Below are 18,348 nucleotides of genomic sequence, written 5' to 3' on the forward strand. Positions count from 1 at the left end.
TTGGTGAAATATAGTTTGAGTGACTGCCATGACGTATCCTGCAAAAGAAGAAAATAGAGACATTACGATCGGTGATACCACTGTCTCAGAGAAAACCATTGAAAAGTGGGCTAGCAAAGGAGCCTCAAAAATCCGCGATGTGGCTCTTGCGTGCGGAGCATATTTTTATCCTGCACAATTTTTAAAGGGAGCAGAGGCAACGACAAAGGCGCTTAAACATCAAGCTTTAACAGATGCGCAAACAAATCAGGAAATTGAAGCTATTCGCGAGGGGCGAAAAGAATATATTGATGGTGAGTTGAAAGATGTGGTTGTACGTGAAGAGCCCGATCTGCAAAAAGCCATGCTAGAGCAAGCAGCCAGAAACGTTTTGGCTGATGATTTAAGGAAACAATTCACCTTGAATCAGGTGGTTCTTGAAGCAGAAAGCATCGTTGCAGAACAAGCAGATGCAGAAATTAGTGATGAGCCCATCGATCCAGATTGGTTTCAAGCATTTAAATCGTACGCTGAGAATGCTCAAAAAACAGATTTAAAAGTCTTATGGTCTAAAGTTCTGGCGGGAGAAGCTATAAAGCCGGGAACATACAGTCTAAGGACATTTCATTTTCTGCAACATCTCTCCAAGAATGAAGCCCAGCTTATTGAAAAGCTGATGGCTGTAACTCTGGAGGGGAGAGTGATTTTAACAAATACAAGCGGCAAACTTGGCTTGGAAAACTATATAACCGTTGACGAGATATTAGAGCTAGTCAATATGGGGGTGGTCATAGGCCACAATGCTGAGTTATCGATCACTCCAGTATTAAAACCCGATTCTTATTTGACGTTGCTTAATGCAAATAGAGGAATCTCTATAAAAAACAATACGCAAGAAGAGATACACGTTCGTATTTCTAATATGCTTCTAACGGCGTTAGGACTTAATCTCCTTAGTCTTATGGATGATGTGTGTATTGATGAGAGTTACCTTATCCAAGTAGCTCAACATTTCAGCAAGACAGTTGCCGATGCTGAAATATATATCAGCATCAAGCGCGATGAAGAAACCATATCGTATCCTTTGGAGAATTATATTAAAAACAATAATCTTTAACGCCGCGGATTGCGCGGTTTGCGCTGTACCGGTTTTTTATTGGCCGCGGGTTTCTTCGCATCCTGCTTCGTTTTCGGCGTAATACCGGCCTTGATGCAGGCATCATCCAGCATCGCATCGGGGACGGGCTGCAGCATGGCTTTCCGCGTCCACAGCAGGGCGCATTTGACCTCTTTATCCGGATAGATATCCTTCATCGCCTCGCGATATGCGGCAAGCTGCAGCATATATTGCGGCGAGATTTTATCCGCCGTTTTCGGGATATATTTACTGTTTTTGTAATCGACAATCCAGACGGTTTTCTCACCGACGACAAGGCGGTCAATATTACCGGAAAGGAGTTTTTCCTCGCCGTTCTGGATGATCTTGCCGCTGATCGAGACCTCGGGGCGTGAATTCGGGCCGAACATGATACCGAATTCAGGGTCATTGATAATGCGGTCGATCTGGTCGTAAATGCGTTTCTGCTCTTCCTGCGGCAGATCCCATGCGGGTTTGGCGACATAGTTTTTCGCCGCGTCCATTTGTTGTTCCTGCGGGATTTGCGGCAGGAATTCCAGCAATTGGTGGACGATATTACCGATTTTCTGATCGCGGGTTTCCTGCAGCCCGTCCAGCGGCGAGGGCGCGGTTTTCGGCTTGCTGTCAGGTGCCGGGGCATTCGCTTTATTATCATTCGCCGTGCTCTTGGCCTGATAAAAGGCCATAGAAGGCGTGAATTTCTTGATCGGCGGCACCGGATCGGGGGCCTGCTGTTTTGCCCACATCGGCAAGCCGGATTTGCGGCGTTTTTTCACAGGGCGGACACCGTCATCTTTCGGGCGTGCGGTCTGCGGCGCGGTAAAGCGCATAATCGGGCCGTTTTCGCCTTCTTCAAAGCTCAGGGATTTCCCCAGATTTTCTTCCATACCTTTGCGCGCCAGCTCGTACCAGCAATCTTCGCGGCGGTTTTTGCTGTTCTGATAACCGAAGATCATCAAACGGTCTTCAGCGCGGGTCATCGCAACATAGAGCAAGCGGCGGTATTCCTGATCGCGCTCTTTTTCGATCTTCTCGCGCTCGGCTTGGAAATATTTGTTTTCATTTTCGGCGCGCGGCACCCAGAGCGGCACGGTGCGGTCGCCTTTCGGCCACAGCAGTTTCGGGCGCGTTTTCGAATTATTGGCGGGAACCGTTGTCGTATCGGGCATAATGACGATCGGTGCTTCCAGACCTTTCGCGCCATGTACTGTCATAATACGGATTTTCGGATTGCTGCTGTCACCGTCGATCTCGCGTTTGATCTCGGATTCTCCGGCATTCATCCATGAAATAAAGCCCTGCAATGCGGGGGTGTTCATTTTCTCGAACCGCTCCAGCGCATTCATAAATTCGACAATCGCATCTTCCGCTTCAAAGCCCAGACGTCCGTAAAGACCATACAGACCGGAATTTTCATCACCGGGGCAGGGCTTCATCAGCACATCGGCATAGAAATCATAGGGGCGGCGTGCTTTGGCGGCTTCTTTGCGCTCGGTCAGATAATCGACGATACCTTTATGTTTTGTGCTGGTTTCCGCTTTTTCCTTCAGCGCATCCCAGAGCGAGCCTTCACGGCCCAGTGCCAGTTCTTCTAGCTCTTTGTCATTCAGCCCGATCAGCGGCGATTTCAGTAATGCGGCCAGTTTGAAATCATCACGCGGGAACAGCGAGAATTCTCCGACAGCCAGCAAATCCATCACGGCAATCTGGTCACGTAGCGTAATACGGTCAGCGCCGGAAACGGGAATATCGCGTTTTTTCAGGGCGCGGATCATGTCATCGACAAAGCGTGAGCGGCGGCGGACCAAAATCATAATATCCGACGGTGCAATCGCACGTCCGCGGGCTTTCAGTTTCTCACCGCTTTTCAGCCAGCCGTCAATCTGGTCGGCAATATTTTCGGCAAGATCGACGGAAGGATCATAACTGTCTTCCTTTTCCGTCGGCAGCGGCCAAGGCGGCAGCGGGCGCATACCGCGTGATTCAAAAGGCGGATGAATTTCAACAACGCCGCTTTGTCCCGTACGGAACGGCTTGTGCTTGATGTCTTTTTCTTTGTCTTCAAAAGACAAGCCGTCACAGGCTTCCTGATTTTTAAAGACGGCGTCAACGGCGGACATGATCGCAGGGCTGGAACGGAAGGTGACTTCCATTTGCACATGTTCCCATTTTCCTCCGGCTTTTTTGACCTGATCGGCGAAAAATTCGCGGCGGCGTTTGAATTCCTGCGGGTCGGCGCGCTGAAAGCTGAAAATCGACTGTTTTTCATCGCCGACAACGAACATGGTGCGGGTTTTTGAGTCGCGGGCTTTCGCATCCGGCTTTTTCCCGTTATCGGGATTAAAGAATTCTTTGGTCAGGGCGGCGATAATTGACCACTGGTCGGGGTTGGTATCCTGCGCTTCATCCACCAGAACATGTTCCAGATTGCCTTCCAGTTTTTGCAAGGCCCAGGCCGCACCGTCATTTTCTTCCAAAAAGACCAATGTGCGGTAAATCAGATCATCATAATCCAGCGCGTTAATCGCGCGCTTGCGTTCTTTATAATTGTCTAAAATGGCATTGGACAAAACCAGTAGCGCTTCGGTGCTGCGGGCAACGCTGACGGTGCGTATGGCTTCCAGCCCGTCCAGTACGCGGTTTTGCTCCGCTTCCAGAATTTCCTGTGCGGCGGCGCTGGCTTTGGTGGTCAGACGTTTGCGCGGCTCATTGGCCTCCGTCAGGAAGGTCTTGATATAATCATCCAGCATTTCCAGACGCTCATGCGGTTTGGCATCAAGGAAGGCGCGGATGGTGGCGCCGCGTTCCTTATCGGCATCCGTTCCGGTCTCCAGAATATCGCAGGCATTATAAAGGGCGCTGATGGCGGGTGCCTGTCCGTTCAGACCGGCATCTTCACACATCGCTTTGCGCAGGCTGCTTTCGCCTGTGCCGCGTGCGGCACCCAGCTGTTTGTAAATCGCGTCCAATGCGCCGTTGATTGTGCCGGAGCCGTCATCATGGTTCTGGAAGACGCTCAGCAGCTCGCCGCGGCGATAGGTAATCTCGCCGATCAGGGACATGAAATCCTCTTCCGAGACATTCGGCGTAATACGGCGTACGGCTTTTGCCAGATCGGAGTCCGGCTCGTCCTGCACCTGTTGCAGAATATCGGCCTGTGACTGGCGCAGCAATTCGCGCGCGCTCTGGTCATCCAGTACGTCGAAATAGGGCGGGATGCCCGTTTCAACGGGGAAACGTTTCAAAAGCGACTGGCAGAATGAGTGAATGGTCTGGATTTTCATGCCGCCCGGTGTGTCCAGATATTCGGCAAACAGTCGGCGTGCCTGCTGGCGTGTTTTCACATCGGGAGATTTTCCCGTCAGTTTTTTCAGTCGCGTATTCAGCATCGCATCCGAACAGGTCGCCCAGCGCTCCAGCTCTTCACGGATACGGTTTTTCATGACCGAGGCACCGGCATTGGTGAAGGTGACGCAAAGAATATTTTCCGGCTCTGCCCCCTCCAGCATCAGGCGCAGCACGCGGTCAGTCAAAACTTTTGTTTTACCCGTTCCGGCAGAGGCGGTAACCCAGACACTGGTATTGGGGTTGGAGGCGCGGCGCTGAACCACATTCGGGTCAGGCTTGCGGCTGCGTTTTTGCGCGGGTGTTTTTTTCGGTGCGGCCATGTTTTCCGTTACCTTTTACGTGTGCGTGTTGCGGCGCGTTTTTTCGCGGCAGCCGTTTGCGTTTTTGTTGCCGTTTTTGTCGGCTTTTTTGCTTTCGGCTTGGCTGTTGTTTTCTTTTTTGTCGCCGGTTTTTTGGCTTTGGCGCGCGCCTGTTTGCTGGCTTCGCGCTGTTCGTATTTCCACTCTTCCTCGCGGGAGAGATGCGTGAAATTGTTGAAGCGCGGCGCAAGGCGCGGACGCGGCGTCGGCAGGAAAGGCGTATCTTCATCAAGGAAGGTTTCCATCAGCGCGGTCAATCCTTCCAGCGCTTCCTGTTCCAGACGGTTGATATCGTCATTGATCGGCGTAATCTTGCCGGGCGGCTGTCCGCCGGAAATTTTCCAATATTCCAGTGATCCGACTTTACCGGCATTTACGCCTTTGAATCCGCCTGCCAGTGCGATCAGCGCCTCCAGCGTCAACTGCGGCGAAAATCCGCGGACAACGGCGCTTTTTGCCGGAACGGTTCCGGTTTTATAATCAATGATTGCCAGACGGTCATCATTCAGTTTGTCAATGCGGTCGGCAATTGCCGTCAGGGTGAATTTACCGTTTTTGGTTTCGATCTCCAGACGACCCCCGGCTTCGGTACCGATGGTGTGGGCATATTCACGGCGCTTGGTTTCCTCGGCGATGAACCATTCGGCGATATATTCAAAGCGCGGCCACCAGAAAGCGCGCACGGTCGGATTATCCAGACGCGTGTCAAAGACTTCCTTGCCGATATCAATCAGCTTTTCATAGCCGTCTTTGGGGATTTCATCGGGATATTGCGTGACGAATTTTTCAAGAATTTCGTGGATGAAGTTACCGCGTTCACGGGCGCTCGGCTCTGAATCCAGCGCTTCGCGCGGGTTCAGTTTCAAAATCTGGCGGGCGTAAAGCGAATAGGGGTCACGCAGCAGCGTTTCAATCGCCGTTGCCGACAGCTGTGTCGGGCGAGCCTCTTTCGGCGGCTTCGGCGCGGGCGGTGCAATCGGTTTCACGACAGACGGCTTGTGCAATGCCTCATTGATGGAGGCCATCTGGTTTTTGCTTTCCAGATTTTCATTCAATCCGGTTTTCCCCAAGACCATGCGCAACCGCGTCAGGAAGGGGGAGGATACGGTCGGCACATCACCGTCGCGTTCGGCGCGGGTCAGCAGAACATCGGGGGAAGCCATCGCCTGCGTAAAGTCGTTTGCCGCCTTGCCCAGATGCAGGTCGGAAGAGGGCAGGTTCAGTTTTTCCAGCATATCGCGCGACAGCCAGTTGATATCGGGCGGCGAGCTGGGCCATGTGTTTTCGTTCAAGCCGGAGACAATCATCGTATCGGCCTTGAACAGACGCGCTTCACGCGGGCTTAGAATATATAAATTGCTGTGCGACGGCGGCTGCGGACGCACGGCGACGGAGCGCAGCAGTGTGCTGACCACGCCGACATATTCCTCACCCGTGACAGGCGGCATGCAATCGGCATATTTGCGCAGCTCGGTAAAGAAATTCATGGCCTTTTTACCGGCGCGGCCTGTCCACATTTTCGAACGGCCATCAGCGCCGGGTTCGCCTGCCATCATTTCGGCAAAGGAAATGTGCTTATCCAAGAGTTCGGCAAAATTCTGTTTTTCGCCGCTTTGCATGGCTTCAAGGAAGGGATGCGACATTTCCGCAATTTCCTCCAGCCATTCCTGCAATTCGTTCAGCTCCGCCTGACGTTTTTCGGCACGCGGCGACGTCGGGCGGTCTTTCAAATCCTGTTTTTCGGCGCGCGGGTTGAAGGCGTTTTTCAGGCGCTTTTTCAAACCGTCCAATCCGGGCTCGGGGCGCGGACCGTGCAGGAGGTAATCTTCCAGACGGTCAACATTTTCCAGCGTTTCCTCACGTTCTTTCCCCAATGTGGCGAAAGGGTGCTTCAGAGTCGAAAGCAATGTAATCGGGGAGAGCTCATCTGCGGCCATCGCAGCCGTCAGGCGCATCCAGATACCGGTTTTGGTATCGGCAAGGGCGCGTTCAACGGAATCCTGCACATTGATGCCCCAATGTTTCAAACGGGCGCCAACGCGGCGGGCCAGTGAGCGGTCAGGCGTGACCAGTGCAACGGTGCGGCCTTCCGTTTCCAGCGTTTCCCGCATTTTCAGCGCGATAATGCTGGCTTCCTGCTGCGGTGTTGAACAGGTGGCAAGCTCCATACCGGTCAGCGAACGGACGTCTATCATCTGGCTGTTTTTGGTATCGGTCTTGCGGTGGCTTTTTTTGGCGGTCGGGTCCGGCGCTTTTTCCAGCTTCAGCCATTTATCCGCCGTCGCGGCAGGACGCATGGTTTCGGAAATCAGTTTCCGGCGCGCTTTGGCGTTTTCCGTCAGGCTTTGCTGTTTTGCGGTTTTGTTGCTTGCACCGTCATCCCATTCTTTCATGTCATCGCGGGAAATCGCCAAAGCATCCAGCATCTGTTTGAAACCGTATTGCGGATGCGCTTCGTCAATGCTTTCCCAGCTTTCATCATCAAGGTCCAGATCAACGCCCGGCAGAACAATCCGCCCTTTCGGGGAGCTGGCAACGGCATCGACAAGTTCCATCTCGGCATTGCTGACATGGGTAAAGCCCGCCATGATGACAGGATGTTTGGGCGGTGTATGTTTCCAATGTGCGGCCTGAATAGCGGTTACGGCGTTTTTGTGATCCTGCGGATCAATCATGCCGTGTTCCGACAAAATCTGCGGCCAGCGCTCTGTCAGGATTTTCAGGAATTCATGGGTTTTTTGCCATTGTGCGGAGAATTCGTCCGGAGCCAGCGTTTCCAGATTTTTCAGTTCGACGCCGTGTTTTTGCGTGAAATCAAGAAAACGCCCCAGCTCTTCCCCAAGGCGAATGGCTTTTTCAGGAGAGCTTGCCATGCCCGGCACGGCCAAAATCTCTTTGGCCAGCAGCAGTTTTCTTTGCATCTGCGGAATGGCAGGCGGCAGGTCCATCAGAGCCTCTGACAAAATCGGATCCTGCGCAATTTTCAAACTGGCGACCTCATCATCGAAATCGCGCGGCGTATAAATTTGCGGCAGAACGGCGGATTTTCCTTTGGAAAGCGAGACAAGAGATTCGCGCAAGGCGGTTGCATTGCTGCGCGTCGGCAAAATAATTGTGTAATCGGCCAGCGCCAGTGCGTCATCGCCGACTTCATTCAGGATGCCTTCCGCCAGATTGGTAATGAAGTTATGTTCGGCGGGAATATTGTATACATCAAAGAGGGCAGGGGTTTTTCCACCGGTGCTGCCGTTTTTTCCGGCACCGTTTTCAGCGCCGTTGTTTTGACTTTTTGGGTTGTTGGGCAGCATGGTCCGGCCTTAGCCTTCCTTTAGCATTGTCATAAACGATGTTCCAAATGTGCTTATGACATTATAATATTATTACCCCAAGGTCAAGAAAATTACACGGATTATCACGAGATGCGGTTTTCACTTTCATTTGCATTTCTCTCGCTGTGCCCGCTTGATTTTAATGAAATAACTGTGTCAGAATGAATAAATTTTGCGCAATTCTCGAATAGTCCGGAAGATTGTCAGACGCTATGCGGTATGTAAGGATCATAATTGTTTCATTGATGTTGCTCACGACACAGCTTCTTGCCGGCTGTGAGGAGCAGGAAGCAGGTGTGACCACAAAACTGGAACAACGGGGTGAATTGATGTATCAGCCCGGCGCGCGGGAGCCTTATACCGGCAAATATCACGAATTCTACGAAAACGGCCAGATGAAAAGCGAAATCATGTATTTTCAGGGGCAGAAATACGGCATTATGACGCTTTGGCATAGTGACGGTACCAAAGCATATGAAGGGGAGTTCCGTGCGGATAAACGTTTCGGCACGCATATGGAATGGTTCAAGGACAGCACAAAAAAATCACAGACACGCTATGATAACGATCATAAACACGGCGTGGAAATCATCTGGTATCCGAACGGCAATAAAATGTCCGAAATCGAATATAAATTTGACCAGAAAGACGGTCGTGCGCAGGGCTGGTTTCAGGACGGCAAGCCCATCTATGACAATCATTACCGCCGCGGCATCCAGCGTCTGGAATAGGAATTTGTCTTTCATTCATTTGTAGAAAATCCGCAGAGATGTTATAATGCAGGTTATAACATCGTTTTATTTTTGAGAGGCTCGTGATGCATAAAACCGTGATCCGCAAAATCGGCAATTCCGACGGCTTGATCCTGACCAAGGAAGATTTGTCCCATCTGCATGTGAAGGAGGGGGATGAGGTTTTTATCATCAAAACGCCGGACGGTTTGTCCATTACCTCCTATGATCCCGATTTTGAAAAACAGCTGGATAGCGCAGATAAAATTATGAGCAAATATAAAAACGCCTTGCACGAGCTTGCCAAATGACAGAACAAAAAGAGCCGGCATGGATTAAAAAGAAACTGGCCGTTGCCATTCATCACGAACTTTTGGAGCGGCATGGCGGCGCACGCGGGCTGCGTGATGAAAAGCTGCTGGAATCGGCGCTGGCGCGTCCGCAAAATCTGTATGCTTATGCCAAACCTGATCTATGCGATATGGCGGGCGCCTATGCAGCCGGTATTATCCGCAATCATCCCTTTGCTGATGGAAATAAACGCACGGGCTTTGTTGTGGCCGCGGTCTTTCTTGACAGTAACGGGGTGGAACTGACCGCCACGGAAGAAGAAGTTGTTGCGATGACACAAGCCTTTGCCGCAGGCGACGTGGAGGAGAGCGGTTACACGCAATGGCTGAAAGATAAAACCCGCCCGCTTGCGCCGGCAGATACGCCGTTGCCAAAACCGCATCAAGGCAGTGCGAAAAAGAAAGCCTCTCCGCGCCCCCGCAGGAAAAGATAAAATTTCTGGACGTATGGTTTTGAAAGGTCTATTTTAAAACCATCAAATCCGTCTTTCGGAGCAATCGTAACAAAAACAAAGCGGTAAGCGTTGATGAACAAGCGACCATTATCTCCCCATTTACAGATTTACAGACCTCAAATCACATCGGTTTTGTCGATTATGCATCGTATAACAGGTGTCGGGCTGACCTTTGGCCTTTTGCTGATGGCTTGGGGGCTGTGGGCGCTGGCGCATGGCCCGTCCGCCTATGAAGGTTTTCGCGATTGTGCGACAAGCCCGCTGGGAAAACTTGTCCTGATCGGTTTTGTCTTGTCGCTGAGCTATCATATGCTCAACGGTGTACGCCATCTGTTCTGGGATGCCGGGCTGGGCTTTAAAATGGAAGCGGTGCGTGCCAGCGGCTGGGCGGTTGTAATTTTCTCTTTTCTGATGACGGCGTTTTTCGCCTGTTTCTACATGTTCTTTTAAAGGAGCTTCGAATATGCGCGAATGCTGTTCAAAACAGGAAAAAATACAATCCCCGCTGGCGAAAGCGCGCGGACTGGGTTCGGCAAAATCCGGCTATCACCACTGGTGGATGCAGCGGGTAACGGCGCTGGCGCTTGTGCCGCTGTCGCTCTGGATGCTTTTGCATCTGCCCCGCCTTTTTGCAGCCACTTATACGGATGCGCTGACATGGATGGCACATCCGTGGAACAGCCTTGCCCTGCTGTTATTCCTGTGGATGGCTTTTTATCATGCTGTTCTCGGTCTTGAAGTGGTGATCGAGGATTACATTCACTGCAAGGTTGGAAAACCTTTCATGCTGCTTTTGACCCGTTTTGTGTTCGGGCTGGCGGGAATTATGGCGGGTTATGCCGTCCTGTTGATCAATTTCGGTTGAAGGAAATAACAAAATGACAAAACCGGCTTATGAGATTATTGACCATGAATATGATGTCGTCGTTGTCGGCGCAGGCGGCGCAGGGTTGCGCGCCACATTCGGCATGGCGGAAAAAGGGCTGAAAACAGCTTGTATCAGTAAGGTTTTTCCGACACGCAGCCACACCGTTGCGGCGCAGGGCGGTATCAGTGCCGCATTGGGAAATGTCGGCGAGGATGACTGGCGCTGGCATATGTATGACACGATCAAAGGCTCGGACTGGCTCGGCGATCAGGATGCGATTGAATATATGTGCCGCGAGGCGATCCCTGCCGTGATCGAGCTGGAACATTACGGCGTGCCGTTCAGCCGCACGCCCGAGGGCAAAATCTATCAACGTGCTTTTGGCGGTATGACGACCCATTACGGCAAGGGCACGGCACAGCGCACCTGCGCAGCTGCCGACCGTACGGGACACGCCATTCTGCATACGCTGTATCAGCAAAGTCTGAAACATCATGCCGAATTCTTTATCGAATATTTCGCGCTGGACCTGCTGATGGATGAAGACGGCACCTGCCGCGGCGTCATGGCATGGAATCTGGATGACGGCACATTGCACCGCTTCCGCGCCCATCAGACGGTGATGGCGACGGGCGGCTACGGACGCACTTTCTTCTCCTGCACCTCGGCGCATACCTGCACGGGTGACGGTAACGGCATGATTTTGCGTGCCGGTCTGCCATTGCAGGATATGGAGTTTATCCAGTTCCACCCCACCGGCATTTACGGCGCGGGCTGCCTGATTACCGAGGGCGTGCGCGGCGAGGGCGGTTATCTGACCAACAGCGAAGGCGAACGCTTTATGGAGCGTTATGCGCCATCGGCGAAAGACCTTGCCAGCCGCGATGTCGTCAGCCGCTCCATGACGATTGAAATCAATGAAGGACGCGGTGTTGGCCCTGAAAAAGACCATATTCATCTGCATCTGGAACATCTGGAACCGGCGGTGATCCATGAACGTCTGCCCGGTATTGCGGAGACGGCGAAAATTTTCTCCAATGTCGATGTGACGAAAGAGCCGATTCCGGTGCTGCCGACCGCGCATTACAATATGGGCGGTATTCCGACCAATTATCATGCGGAAGTCATCAATCCGACGAAAAAGAACCCCGATGCCGTCGCGCAGGGTTTGATGGCAATCGGCGAGGCGGCTTGCGTTTCCGTCCATGGTGCCAACCGTCTGGGTTCGAACTCGCTGCTTGATCTCGTCGTCTTCGGACGCGCCGCAGCCATCCGCGCGGCAGAGCTGGTGAAGCCGAACACACCGCATAAAACGCTCAGCAAAGATGCCGATTCCCGCGCTTTGGAACGTCTTGACCGTCTGCGTTACGCTGACGGCGGCACGACAACGGCGGAATTGCGTCTGGATATGCAGAAAACCATGCAGAGCCATTGTGCGGTCTTCCGCGATGCAAAAACGCTGAAGGCGGGCTGCAAGAAAATGGCTGATCTTTGGAAAAAGCTTGGCGATATCAAAGTGCATGACCGTTCGATGATCTGGAACAGCGATCTTGTTGAAACGCTGGAGCTGGATAATCTGATGCATCAGGCCGTCGCTTCGATCAATGCCGCCGAAAGCCGTCATGAAAGCCGCGGCGCACATGCGCGGGAGGATTTCCCCGACCGCGATGATGAAAACTGGCTGAAACATTCAACCGTCTGGGTGGATGATAAAGGTAAAGTGAAATTGGGCGACCGTCCGGTACATCTGAATACATTGACGGATGAGGTCGATGCCGTGCCGCCGAAAGCACGGGTCTATTGATCGGGCCGATACAGGGATAAGTCAAAAGGATTAAAAAAATGGCAGAGTTCAAACTTCCGAAAAATTCCAAAGTCACCGAAGGGAAAACATTCAAACTCGACGGTGATGTCAAAAACAAAAAATCCTTCCGCGTTTATCGCTGGAACCCGGATGGCGAAGAAAATCCGCGTCTTGATACCTATGAAATCGACATGGATAATTGCGGTCCGATGGTTCTGGATGCGCTGCTTTACATCAAAAACAAAATTGACCCGACACTGACCTTCCGCCGCTCCTGCCGTGAGGGGATTTGCGGTTCCTGCGCCATGAATATTGACGGCACAAATACGCTGGCCTGCACGAAAGCCATCGAGGATTGTCCCAGCAAGGATGATATCAAAATCACGCCGCTACCGCATTTGCCGGTGGTGAAAGACCTTGTCCCCGATCTGAACCATATGTATGCGCAATATGCCTCGATCGAACCCTGGATGAAAACCGACAGCCCCGCCCCGACGAAGGAGCGTCTGCAATCACCCGAGGATGCCAACCGTCTGAACGGCGCGGAAGGCCACGGCCCCGCCATGTGTATTCTGTGCTATTGCTGCACGACCTCCTGCCCCAGCTATTGGTGGAACGGCGACCGCTATCTCGGCCCCTCCACATTGCTGCAAGCCAGCCGCTGGGTGCATGATACGCGTGATGAAGCCACAGGCGAACGCCTTGACGCACTGGAAGACCCGTTCAAGCTTTATCGTTGCCATACGATCATGAACTGCACCAGCGCCTGCCCGAAAGGCCTGAACCCGGCAAAAGAAATCGCCGAGGTTAAAAAGCGCATCGCAGAGCGTCAGCATTAATTAGGACTAATATCAAGTCATGGCAGATAATCCCTTGCCAAGAAGTCAAGAAAATGGATTTCAGTACTGTTGATGCTATAAAAGCGAATGGTTTTGAAGGTTTCTTATCCATTCAGAACCTAAGTGAGAAAAAGTGTCGACAGATACCTGAAACTCAAGGCGTTTACATGGTTTTATGCCTTGAACAGGAACGCCCGCAATTTATTCACCCTGGTACAGGTGGTTTTTATAAAAATAAAAATCCAAATGTTGCTACTGCAATACTTCAGAAAAACTGGGTGGATAATAGCGTTGTACTTTACATCGGTAAGGCTGGTGGCACGAAATGCAAGACAAGCTTAAAAAAACGCATTCAAACATACCTGAAATTTGGAAGGGGAAAGAAGGTTGCCCATCAAGGCGGGAGATTTATTTGGCAGTTAGAGGGGGCAGAGAACTTATTATTTTGCTGGAAAACAACCACGATTGATGCACAGGAAGTTGAGCAATCTTTAATTGATAGCTTTGTTGAACAATATAACCAAATGCCGTTTGCAAATCACCGCCGTTAGCGTCTCTACAATGCGTAAACAGTTCTGCTTAGCCATAGCGTTGTTAAAAGGTTTTACTGGTTGCAAGAGTTGTGTGGCGAGTTGTTATTCCGCATTGCGGCGGAAGGTCTCGAGGGCGATTTCGTCGAGGGATTTTGTTTCGGCAAGGCGGCGCTCATCGGCTTCCAGACGCAGGCGTAGCTCTTGCGCGATGTCATAGCGTTTCATCTCGCCGAAAATATCCAGCATCTCGTCACGGGTTTTGAAAATCTTTTCTTCCAGTTTTTGCATGTCTTTTGCCAGCGCGGCGCGTTCCAGATCGGCTTTGCGGCGGAAACCGGCATAGGTGAAATGAACATCATCGCCGCTTTCCTCCACGGCGCGCTTTTCACGCTCCATCGCCTCCTGTAATTGCTGCTGTTTTTCCTCCAGCTGCTCCATCCGGTCATAAAGTTCTTTCAGCTCTTTTTGCTTTTCATCGAGTTCGTGTTTGTGCAGACGGATCAGCACGGATAAATCACCCGCCATAGGTTATCCCCCTTGCGCAAGAATGCCGGCCAGCATTTTATAGCCGTCATCCAAAGACATATGTTCCTCGGCCTTCTGGGACAGGAAATTCTCCAGCTTCGGATACAGCGCAATGGCTTCATCCACCTTCGGATTGCTGCCTTTTTTATAGGCGCCAAGCCGGATCAGTTCCGCCATGTCTTCATAGGTCGAAATCACCTGCCGCGCTTCGCGCACCAGTTTTTCCTGTTCGGGTGTCAGGCATTTGGGCATGGAACGCGACACGCTTTTTAAAACATCAATGGCGGGATAACGTCCGCGGTCTGCGATGGAACGGTCCAGCACGATATGACCGTCAATGATGCCGCGCACGGCATCGGAAACAGGTTCGTTATGGTCATCGCCTTCGACCAGAACAGTGAAATAACCGGTAATATCACCTTCGCCTTCCACGCCGGGGCCTGCGCGTTCCAGCAGCTGTGCAAGCTCGCTGAAAGTGGTCGGCGGATAGCCTTTGGTGGTCGGCGGCTCGCCTGCCGATAAGCCGATCTCCCGCTGTGCCATGGCAAAGCGGGTGACGGAATCGATCATGCACAAGACCTGTTTGCCCTGTCCGCGGAAATATTCGGCAACCGCCATCGTCATATAAGCGGCCTGACGGCGGGTTAGCGGCGGTTCATCCGATGTGGCGACAATGACGACGGATTTTGCCAGCCCGTCTTCACCCAGCTCATCCTTCAAAAATTCCTGCACTTCGCGGCCGCGCTCACCGACCAGACCGATGACATTCACATCCGCGCCGCCATAACGCGCCAGCATTGACATCAGCACGGATTTCCCGACACCTGATCCGGAGAAAATCCCCATCCGCTGTCCCTGACAGGTGCTGAGAAAGGTATTGATGGCACGGATGCCAAGGTCAAGTTTCGGCCCCAGCCTCTTGCGGCTGTGCGCGGGAGGAGGGGAGTTGCGCAGCGGAATGCCGACATCACCTTCGGGCAGCGGGCCTTTGCCGTCCAATGGCGCAGCAAAAGCGTTAATGACGCGCCCCAGCCATGCTTCGGACGGGTAGGTATGGATTTGTTCTGCGCCGACTTCGGCACGGCAGCCCAGCCCGACGCGTTGCAGATTGCCGAACGCCATCAGCATGACATGACCGTCGCGGAAACCGACAACCTCGCAAGGCACGGGTTCTGCGCCGCGCGGTTTTAAAATACAGAGACTGCCGATGGAAAGTTCTTTTTCAATACCGCCGATTTCGACCATCATGCCCAGAATTTTGGTCACGCGCCCGAACAGACGATATGCGGAGATATCGTCAATTTTCTCGGTCAGTTTTTCAACAAATTGATTGCTCATACTCTTTCCATTTTACATGAAAAGAGGAGGGCTGCGTCATTTTTTCTTGCCGGATTTTGACGTTTTCGCAGGTTTTTTGGCGGTGGATTTCTTGGCTTTTGTCTTTTTGCCGGTTTTTCCCGCCGCTTTGTCTTTTTCGGCTTTCTTGGCCAGCAGTTCCAGCGCCTGTTCCATTGTCACGTCATTGATTTCCACATCCTTGGGCAGGGAGGCATTCATCTTGCCGTGTTTGATATAAGGGCCGAAACGTCCGCGATTAATGCTGACAGGCGTGCCGTCTTCGGGGTGGTCGCCGATTTTGCGCAGCTCGCCAAAGCCGCCGCGCGCGCTTTCCTGTGCCAGAATGTCGACGGCACGATTCAGACCGATGGTCAGTACGGCATCGGGTTCATCCTTGGGCAGGGATTTAAATTTGCCCTGATGCACCAGATAGGGGCCGAAACGTCCGATACCGGCCTTGATCATCTCACCCGTTTCGGGATGCAAGCCGACATCGCGCGGCAGGGTCAGCAATTTTACGGCCTGATTTAAATCAACCTGATCCAGCGCAAAACCGCGCGGAATCGCCATACGTTTTGGCTTCGGCACTTTCGGTTTCTTCGGCTTTTTCGGTTTCTTGGGCTTGCCCTTACTGTCCAGCGCCGGTTCTTCCGCAGGCGGTTCCGGCAGTTCTTCAACAGGTTCAGGTTCCATTTGCACGTAATAGCCGTAAGGGCCGCGTCGCAGTGATACAGGTCGTCCTGTTTCGGGATGCAGGCCAAGCTCTTTCGGCTGTCCGCCGTCCAGAACGCCGTCATCATCGCCGCCTTCTTCCGCCGCCATAAAGGGGCGGGTATGTTTACATTCGGGATAGTTCGAACAACCGATAAAGCCGCCGAATTTCCCCAGCTTCAGCCCCAGCCTGCCATCGGCGCAGGACGGACATTTGCGCGGGTCGCTGCCGTCTTCCGACGGCGGGAACAGCATATGTTCCAACTCCGCATCCAGCGCATTGATGACATCGGTGATGCGCAGCTCTTTCGTTTCCTCGACCGTGGCGGAAAATTCGCGCCAGAAATCGCCCAGAACCTGCCGCCACTCCATATCTCCGGCAGAGACATGGTCAAGCTGGTCTTCCAGATTGGCGGTGAAATCATATTCGACATATTTGCCGAAGAAATTGGTCAGGAAGGTGGTGACAACACGGCCGCGGTTTTCAGCGAAGAAGCGTTTTTTCTCCAGCTTTACGTAGTTTCTGTCCTGCAGAACCTGCAAAATGGAGGCATAGGTCGAGGGGCGGCCGATGCCGAGCTCTTCCATTCTTTTGACCAGCGTGGCCTCGGTATAACGCGGCGGCGGCTGTGTGAAATGCTGCTGCGGACGCACTTCCTCCGCAGCCAGATGATCCTTGGCATTCAGAACCGGCAGACGTTTATCATCATCATCGCTTTCGGCATCATCATCGCGGCCTTCCATGTAAAGTACATAGTATCCGTCAAAGGCGATGGAAGAGCCAGTCGCGCGCAAGACAAGATCACCCTTGTCATTGGAGATATCGGCCTTGGTCTGATCCAGCACGGCATTGGCCATCTGGCAGGCCACAGTCCGCTTCCAGATCAGCGTATAAAGTTTTCTTTCATCATCATTCAGAAACCCGGCGACATCGTCCGGCGTACGGAATGCATCAGTCGGGCGGATGGCTTCGTGCGCTTCTTGCGCATTTTTGGCTTTTGATTTGTAAAAGCGCGGCTGTTCCGGCACGTAATTTGCACCGAAATTTTTACCGATCAGGTCGCGGAGGCTGTTCATCGCTTCGCCGCTTAAGGTCACACCATCGGTACGCATATAGGTGATCAGACCGACGGTTTCGCCGCCCAGTGTGATGCCTTCGTAAAGCTTTTGCGCGGTGCGCATGGTTTTTGTGGCGCTGAAACCAAGCTTGCGCGAGGCTTCCTGCTGCAAAGTCGAGGTAATAAAGGGCGGCGGCGGATTGCGGCGTACCTGTTTCTTTTCAACATCCGTGACCGTCAATGCGGTTTTGCAGGCTTCAAGACGTTTGGACAGTGCGGCGGCTTCAGCCTCGTTATGAATGTCCATTTTTTGCAGTTTTTTACCGTCAACCTGCGTCAGTTTTGCCGTAAAAGTTTCGGCATTGTCGGTTTTCAGCAGAGCCTCGATCGACCAGTATTCTTCTTCGCGGAAGGCTTCGATCTCGCTTTCGCGTTCGCAGACAAGACGCAGCGCGACGGATTGTACGCGTCCGGCGGAGCGGGAACCGGGAAGTTTGCGCCATAAAATCGGCGACAGCGTAAAGCCGACCAGATAATCCAGCGCACGCCGCGCCAGATAGGCTTCAACCAGATGGTTGTCGATATCGCGGGCATGGGTAAAGGCTTCCTGCACCGCTTTTTTCGTGATTTCGTTAAAGGCAACGCGTTTTAAGCCCGCCTTGATTTTTTTATCGCGGAAAATTTCGGCGATATGCCATGAAATGGCTTCCCCTTCGCGGTCAGGGTCAGTCGCCAGATAAACAGTGTCGGATGTTTTGGCTAGTTTGAGGATTTCATTAACCTGCTTTTTGGCGCGCTCATTCATTTCCCATGACATCGCAAAGCCGTTATCGGGCTGGACGGAGCCGTCTTTTGGCGGCAAATCGCGGACATGGCCATAGCTGGCGATGACTTGGTAATCCTTGCCGAGATATTTATTGATGGTTTTTGCCTTCGCGGGAGATTCCACGATGACCAGGTTATGTGCGGTCATATTATTCTAT

General features: G+C 52.4%; 14 protein-coding genes. 9 read left to right on the top strand and 5 right to left on the bottom strand.

From position 1 onward, the window contains the following. Nucleotides 1-28: 28 nt before the first annotated feature. Nucleotides 29-1,096 (top strand): DUF2806 domain-containing protein, encoded by a 1,068-nt coding sequence (locus tag HND56_03385; GenBank protein QKK04789.1) that lies wholly within the window; start codon nucleotides 29-31, stop codon nucleotides 1,094-1,096. Here the strand turns inward: HND56_03385 and addA are convergent. Further along, nucleotides 1,093-4,785, bottom strand: coding sequence for a double-strand break repair helicase AddA (gene addA, locus HND56_03390; protein QKK04790.1), 3,693 nt, complete (start codon nucleotides 4,783-4,785; stop codon nucleotides 1,093-1,095). The two genes, HND56_03385 and addA, sit on opposite strands and share 4 nt — an antisense overlap. A gap of 8 nt (nucleotides 4,786-4,793) precedes the next feature. After that, nucleotides 4,794-8,132, bottom strand: a complete 3,339-nt coding sequence (addB, locus tag HND56_03395; protein QKK04791.1) for a double-strand break repair protein AddB — start codon at nucleotides 8,130-8,132, stop codon at nucleotides 4,794-4,796. A 263-nt stretch (nucleotides 8,133-8,395) separates the two neighbouring features. On the opposite strand from addB, the gene HND56_03400 reads away from it, so the two are divergent. The 8 genes from HND56_03400 (at nucleotide 8,396) to HND56_03435 (ending at nucleotide 13,751) form a co-directional block, all read left to right on the top strand. Continuing rightward, entirely contained in the window at nucleotides 8,396-8,884 is a 489-nt protein-coding gene (locus tag HND56_03400) for a hypothetical protein (GenBank protein ID QKK04792.1), read from the top strand. Nucleotides 8,885-8,970: 86 nt separating this feature from the next. Then, nucleotides 8,971-9,195, top strand: a complete 225-nt coding sequence (locus HND56_03405) for an AbrB/MazE/SpoVT family DNA-binding domain-containing protein (GenBank protein QKK06539.1) — start codon at nucleotides 8,971-8,973, stop codon at nucleotides 9,193-9,195. Beyond that, on the top strand, nucleotides 9,192-9,668 hold the full coding sequence (locus HND56_03410) for a type II toxin-antitoxin system death-on-curing family toxin (protein ID QKK04793.1): 477 nt from the start codon (nucleotides 9,192-9,194) through the stop codon (nucleotides 9,666-9,668). The genes HND56_03405 and HND56_03410 overlap by 4 nt, the downstream gene beginning before the upstream one ends. A 93-nt stretch (nucleotides 9,669-9,761) precedes the next feature. Further along, nucleotides 9,762-10,139, top strand: coding sequence for a succinate dehydrogenase, cytochrome b556 subunit (gene sdhC / locus HND56_03415; GenBank protein QKK04794.1), 378 nt, complete (start codon nucleotides 9,762-9,764; stop codon nucleotides 10,137-10,139). 13 nt (nucleotides 10,140-10,152) lie between these two features. Continuing rightward, entirely contained in the window at nucleotides 10,153-10,554 is a 402-nt protein-coding gene (gene sdhD, locus HND56_03420) for a succinate dehydrogenase, hydrophobic membrane anchor protein (protein QKK04795.1), read from the top strand. 13 nt (nucleotides 10,555-10,567) lie between these two features. Continuing rightward, entirely contained in the window at nucleotides 10,568-12,361 is a 1,794-nt protein-coding gene (locus tag HND56_03425) for a succinate dehydrogenase flavoprotein subunit (protein QKK04796.1), read from the top strand. A 38-nt stretch (nucleotides 12,362-12,399) separates the two neighbouring features. Beyond that, on the top strand, nucleotides 12,400-13,200 hold the full coding sequence (locus HND56_03430; protein ID QKK04797.1) for a succinate dehydrogenase iron-sulfur subunit: 801 nt from the start codon (nucleotides 12,400-12,402) through the stop codon (nucleotides 13,198-13,200). A gap of 53 nt (nucleotides 13,201-13,253) precedes the next feature. Continuing rightward, on the top strand, nucleotides 13,254-13,751 hold the full coding sequence (locus HND56_03435; protein ID QKK04798.1) for a hypothetical protein: 498 nt from the start codon (nucleotides 13,254-13,256) through the stop codon (nucleotides 13,749-13,751). Between the two features lie 84 nt (nucleotides 13,752-13,835). Here HND56_03435 and HND56_03440 read toward each other — a convergent pair whose 3' ends face one another. Genes HND56_03440 through topA form a run of 3 tightly spaced genes read right to left on the bottom strand, consistent with a single transcriptional unit; the run spans nucleotide 13,836 to nucleotide 18,338 of the window. Continuing rightward, nucleotides 13,836-14,258 (bottom strand): hypothetical protein, encoded by a 423-nt coding sequence (locus HND56_03440; protein ID QKK04799.1) that lies wholly within the window; start codon nucleotides 14,256-14,258, stop codon nucleotides 13,836-13,838. Between the two features lie 3 nt (nucleotides 14,259-14,261). Beyond that, entirely contained in the window at nucleotides 14,262-15,596 is a 1,335-nt protein-coding gene (fliI, locus tag HND56_03445) for a flagellar protein export ATPase FliI (GenBank protein QKK04800.1), read from the bottom strand. Nucleotides 15,597-15,632: 36 nt separating this feature from the next. Beyond that, nucleotides 15,633-18,338 (bottom strand): type I DNA topoisomerase, encoded by a 2,706-nt coding sequence (gene topA / locus HND56_03450; GenBank protein QKK04801.1) that lies wholly within the window; start codon nucleotides 18,336-18,338, stop codon nucleotides 15,633-15,635. Between the last annotated feature and the right edge of the window lie 10 nt (nucleotides 18,339-18,348).

Source organism: Pseudomonadota bacterium (genome assembly GCA_013285465.1).
In the GTDB taxonomy this organism is placed as follows: domain Bacteria; phylum Pseudomonadota; class Alphaproteobacteria; order Micavibrionales; family CSBR16-224; genus CSBR16-224.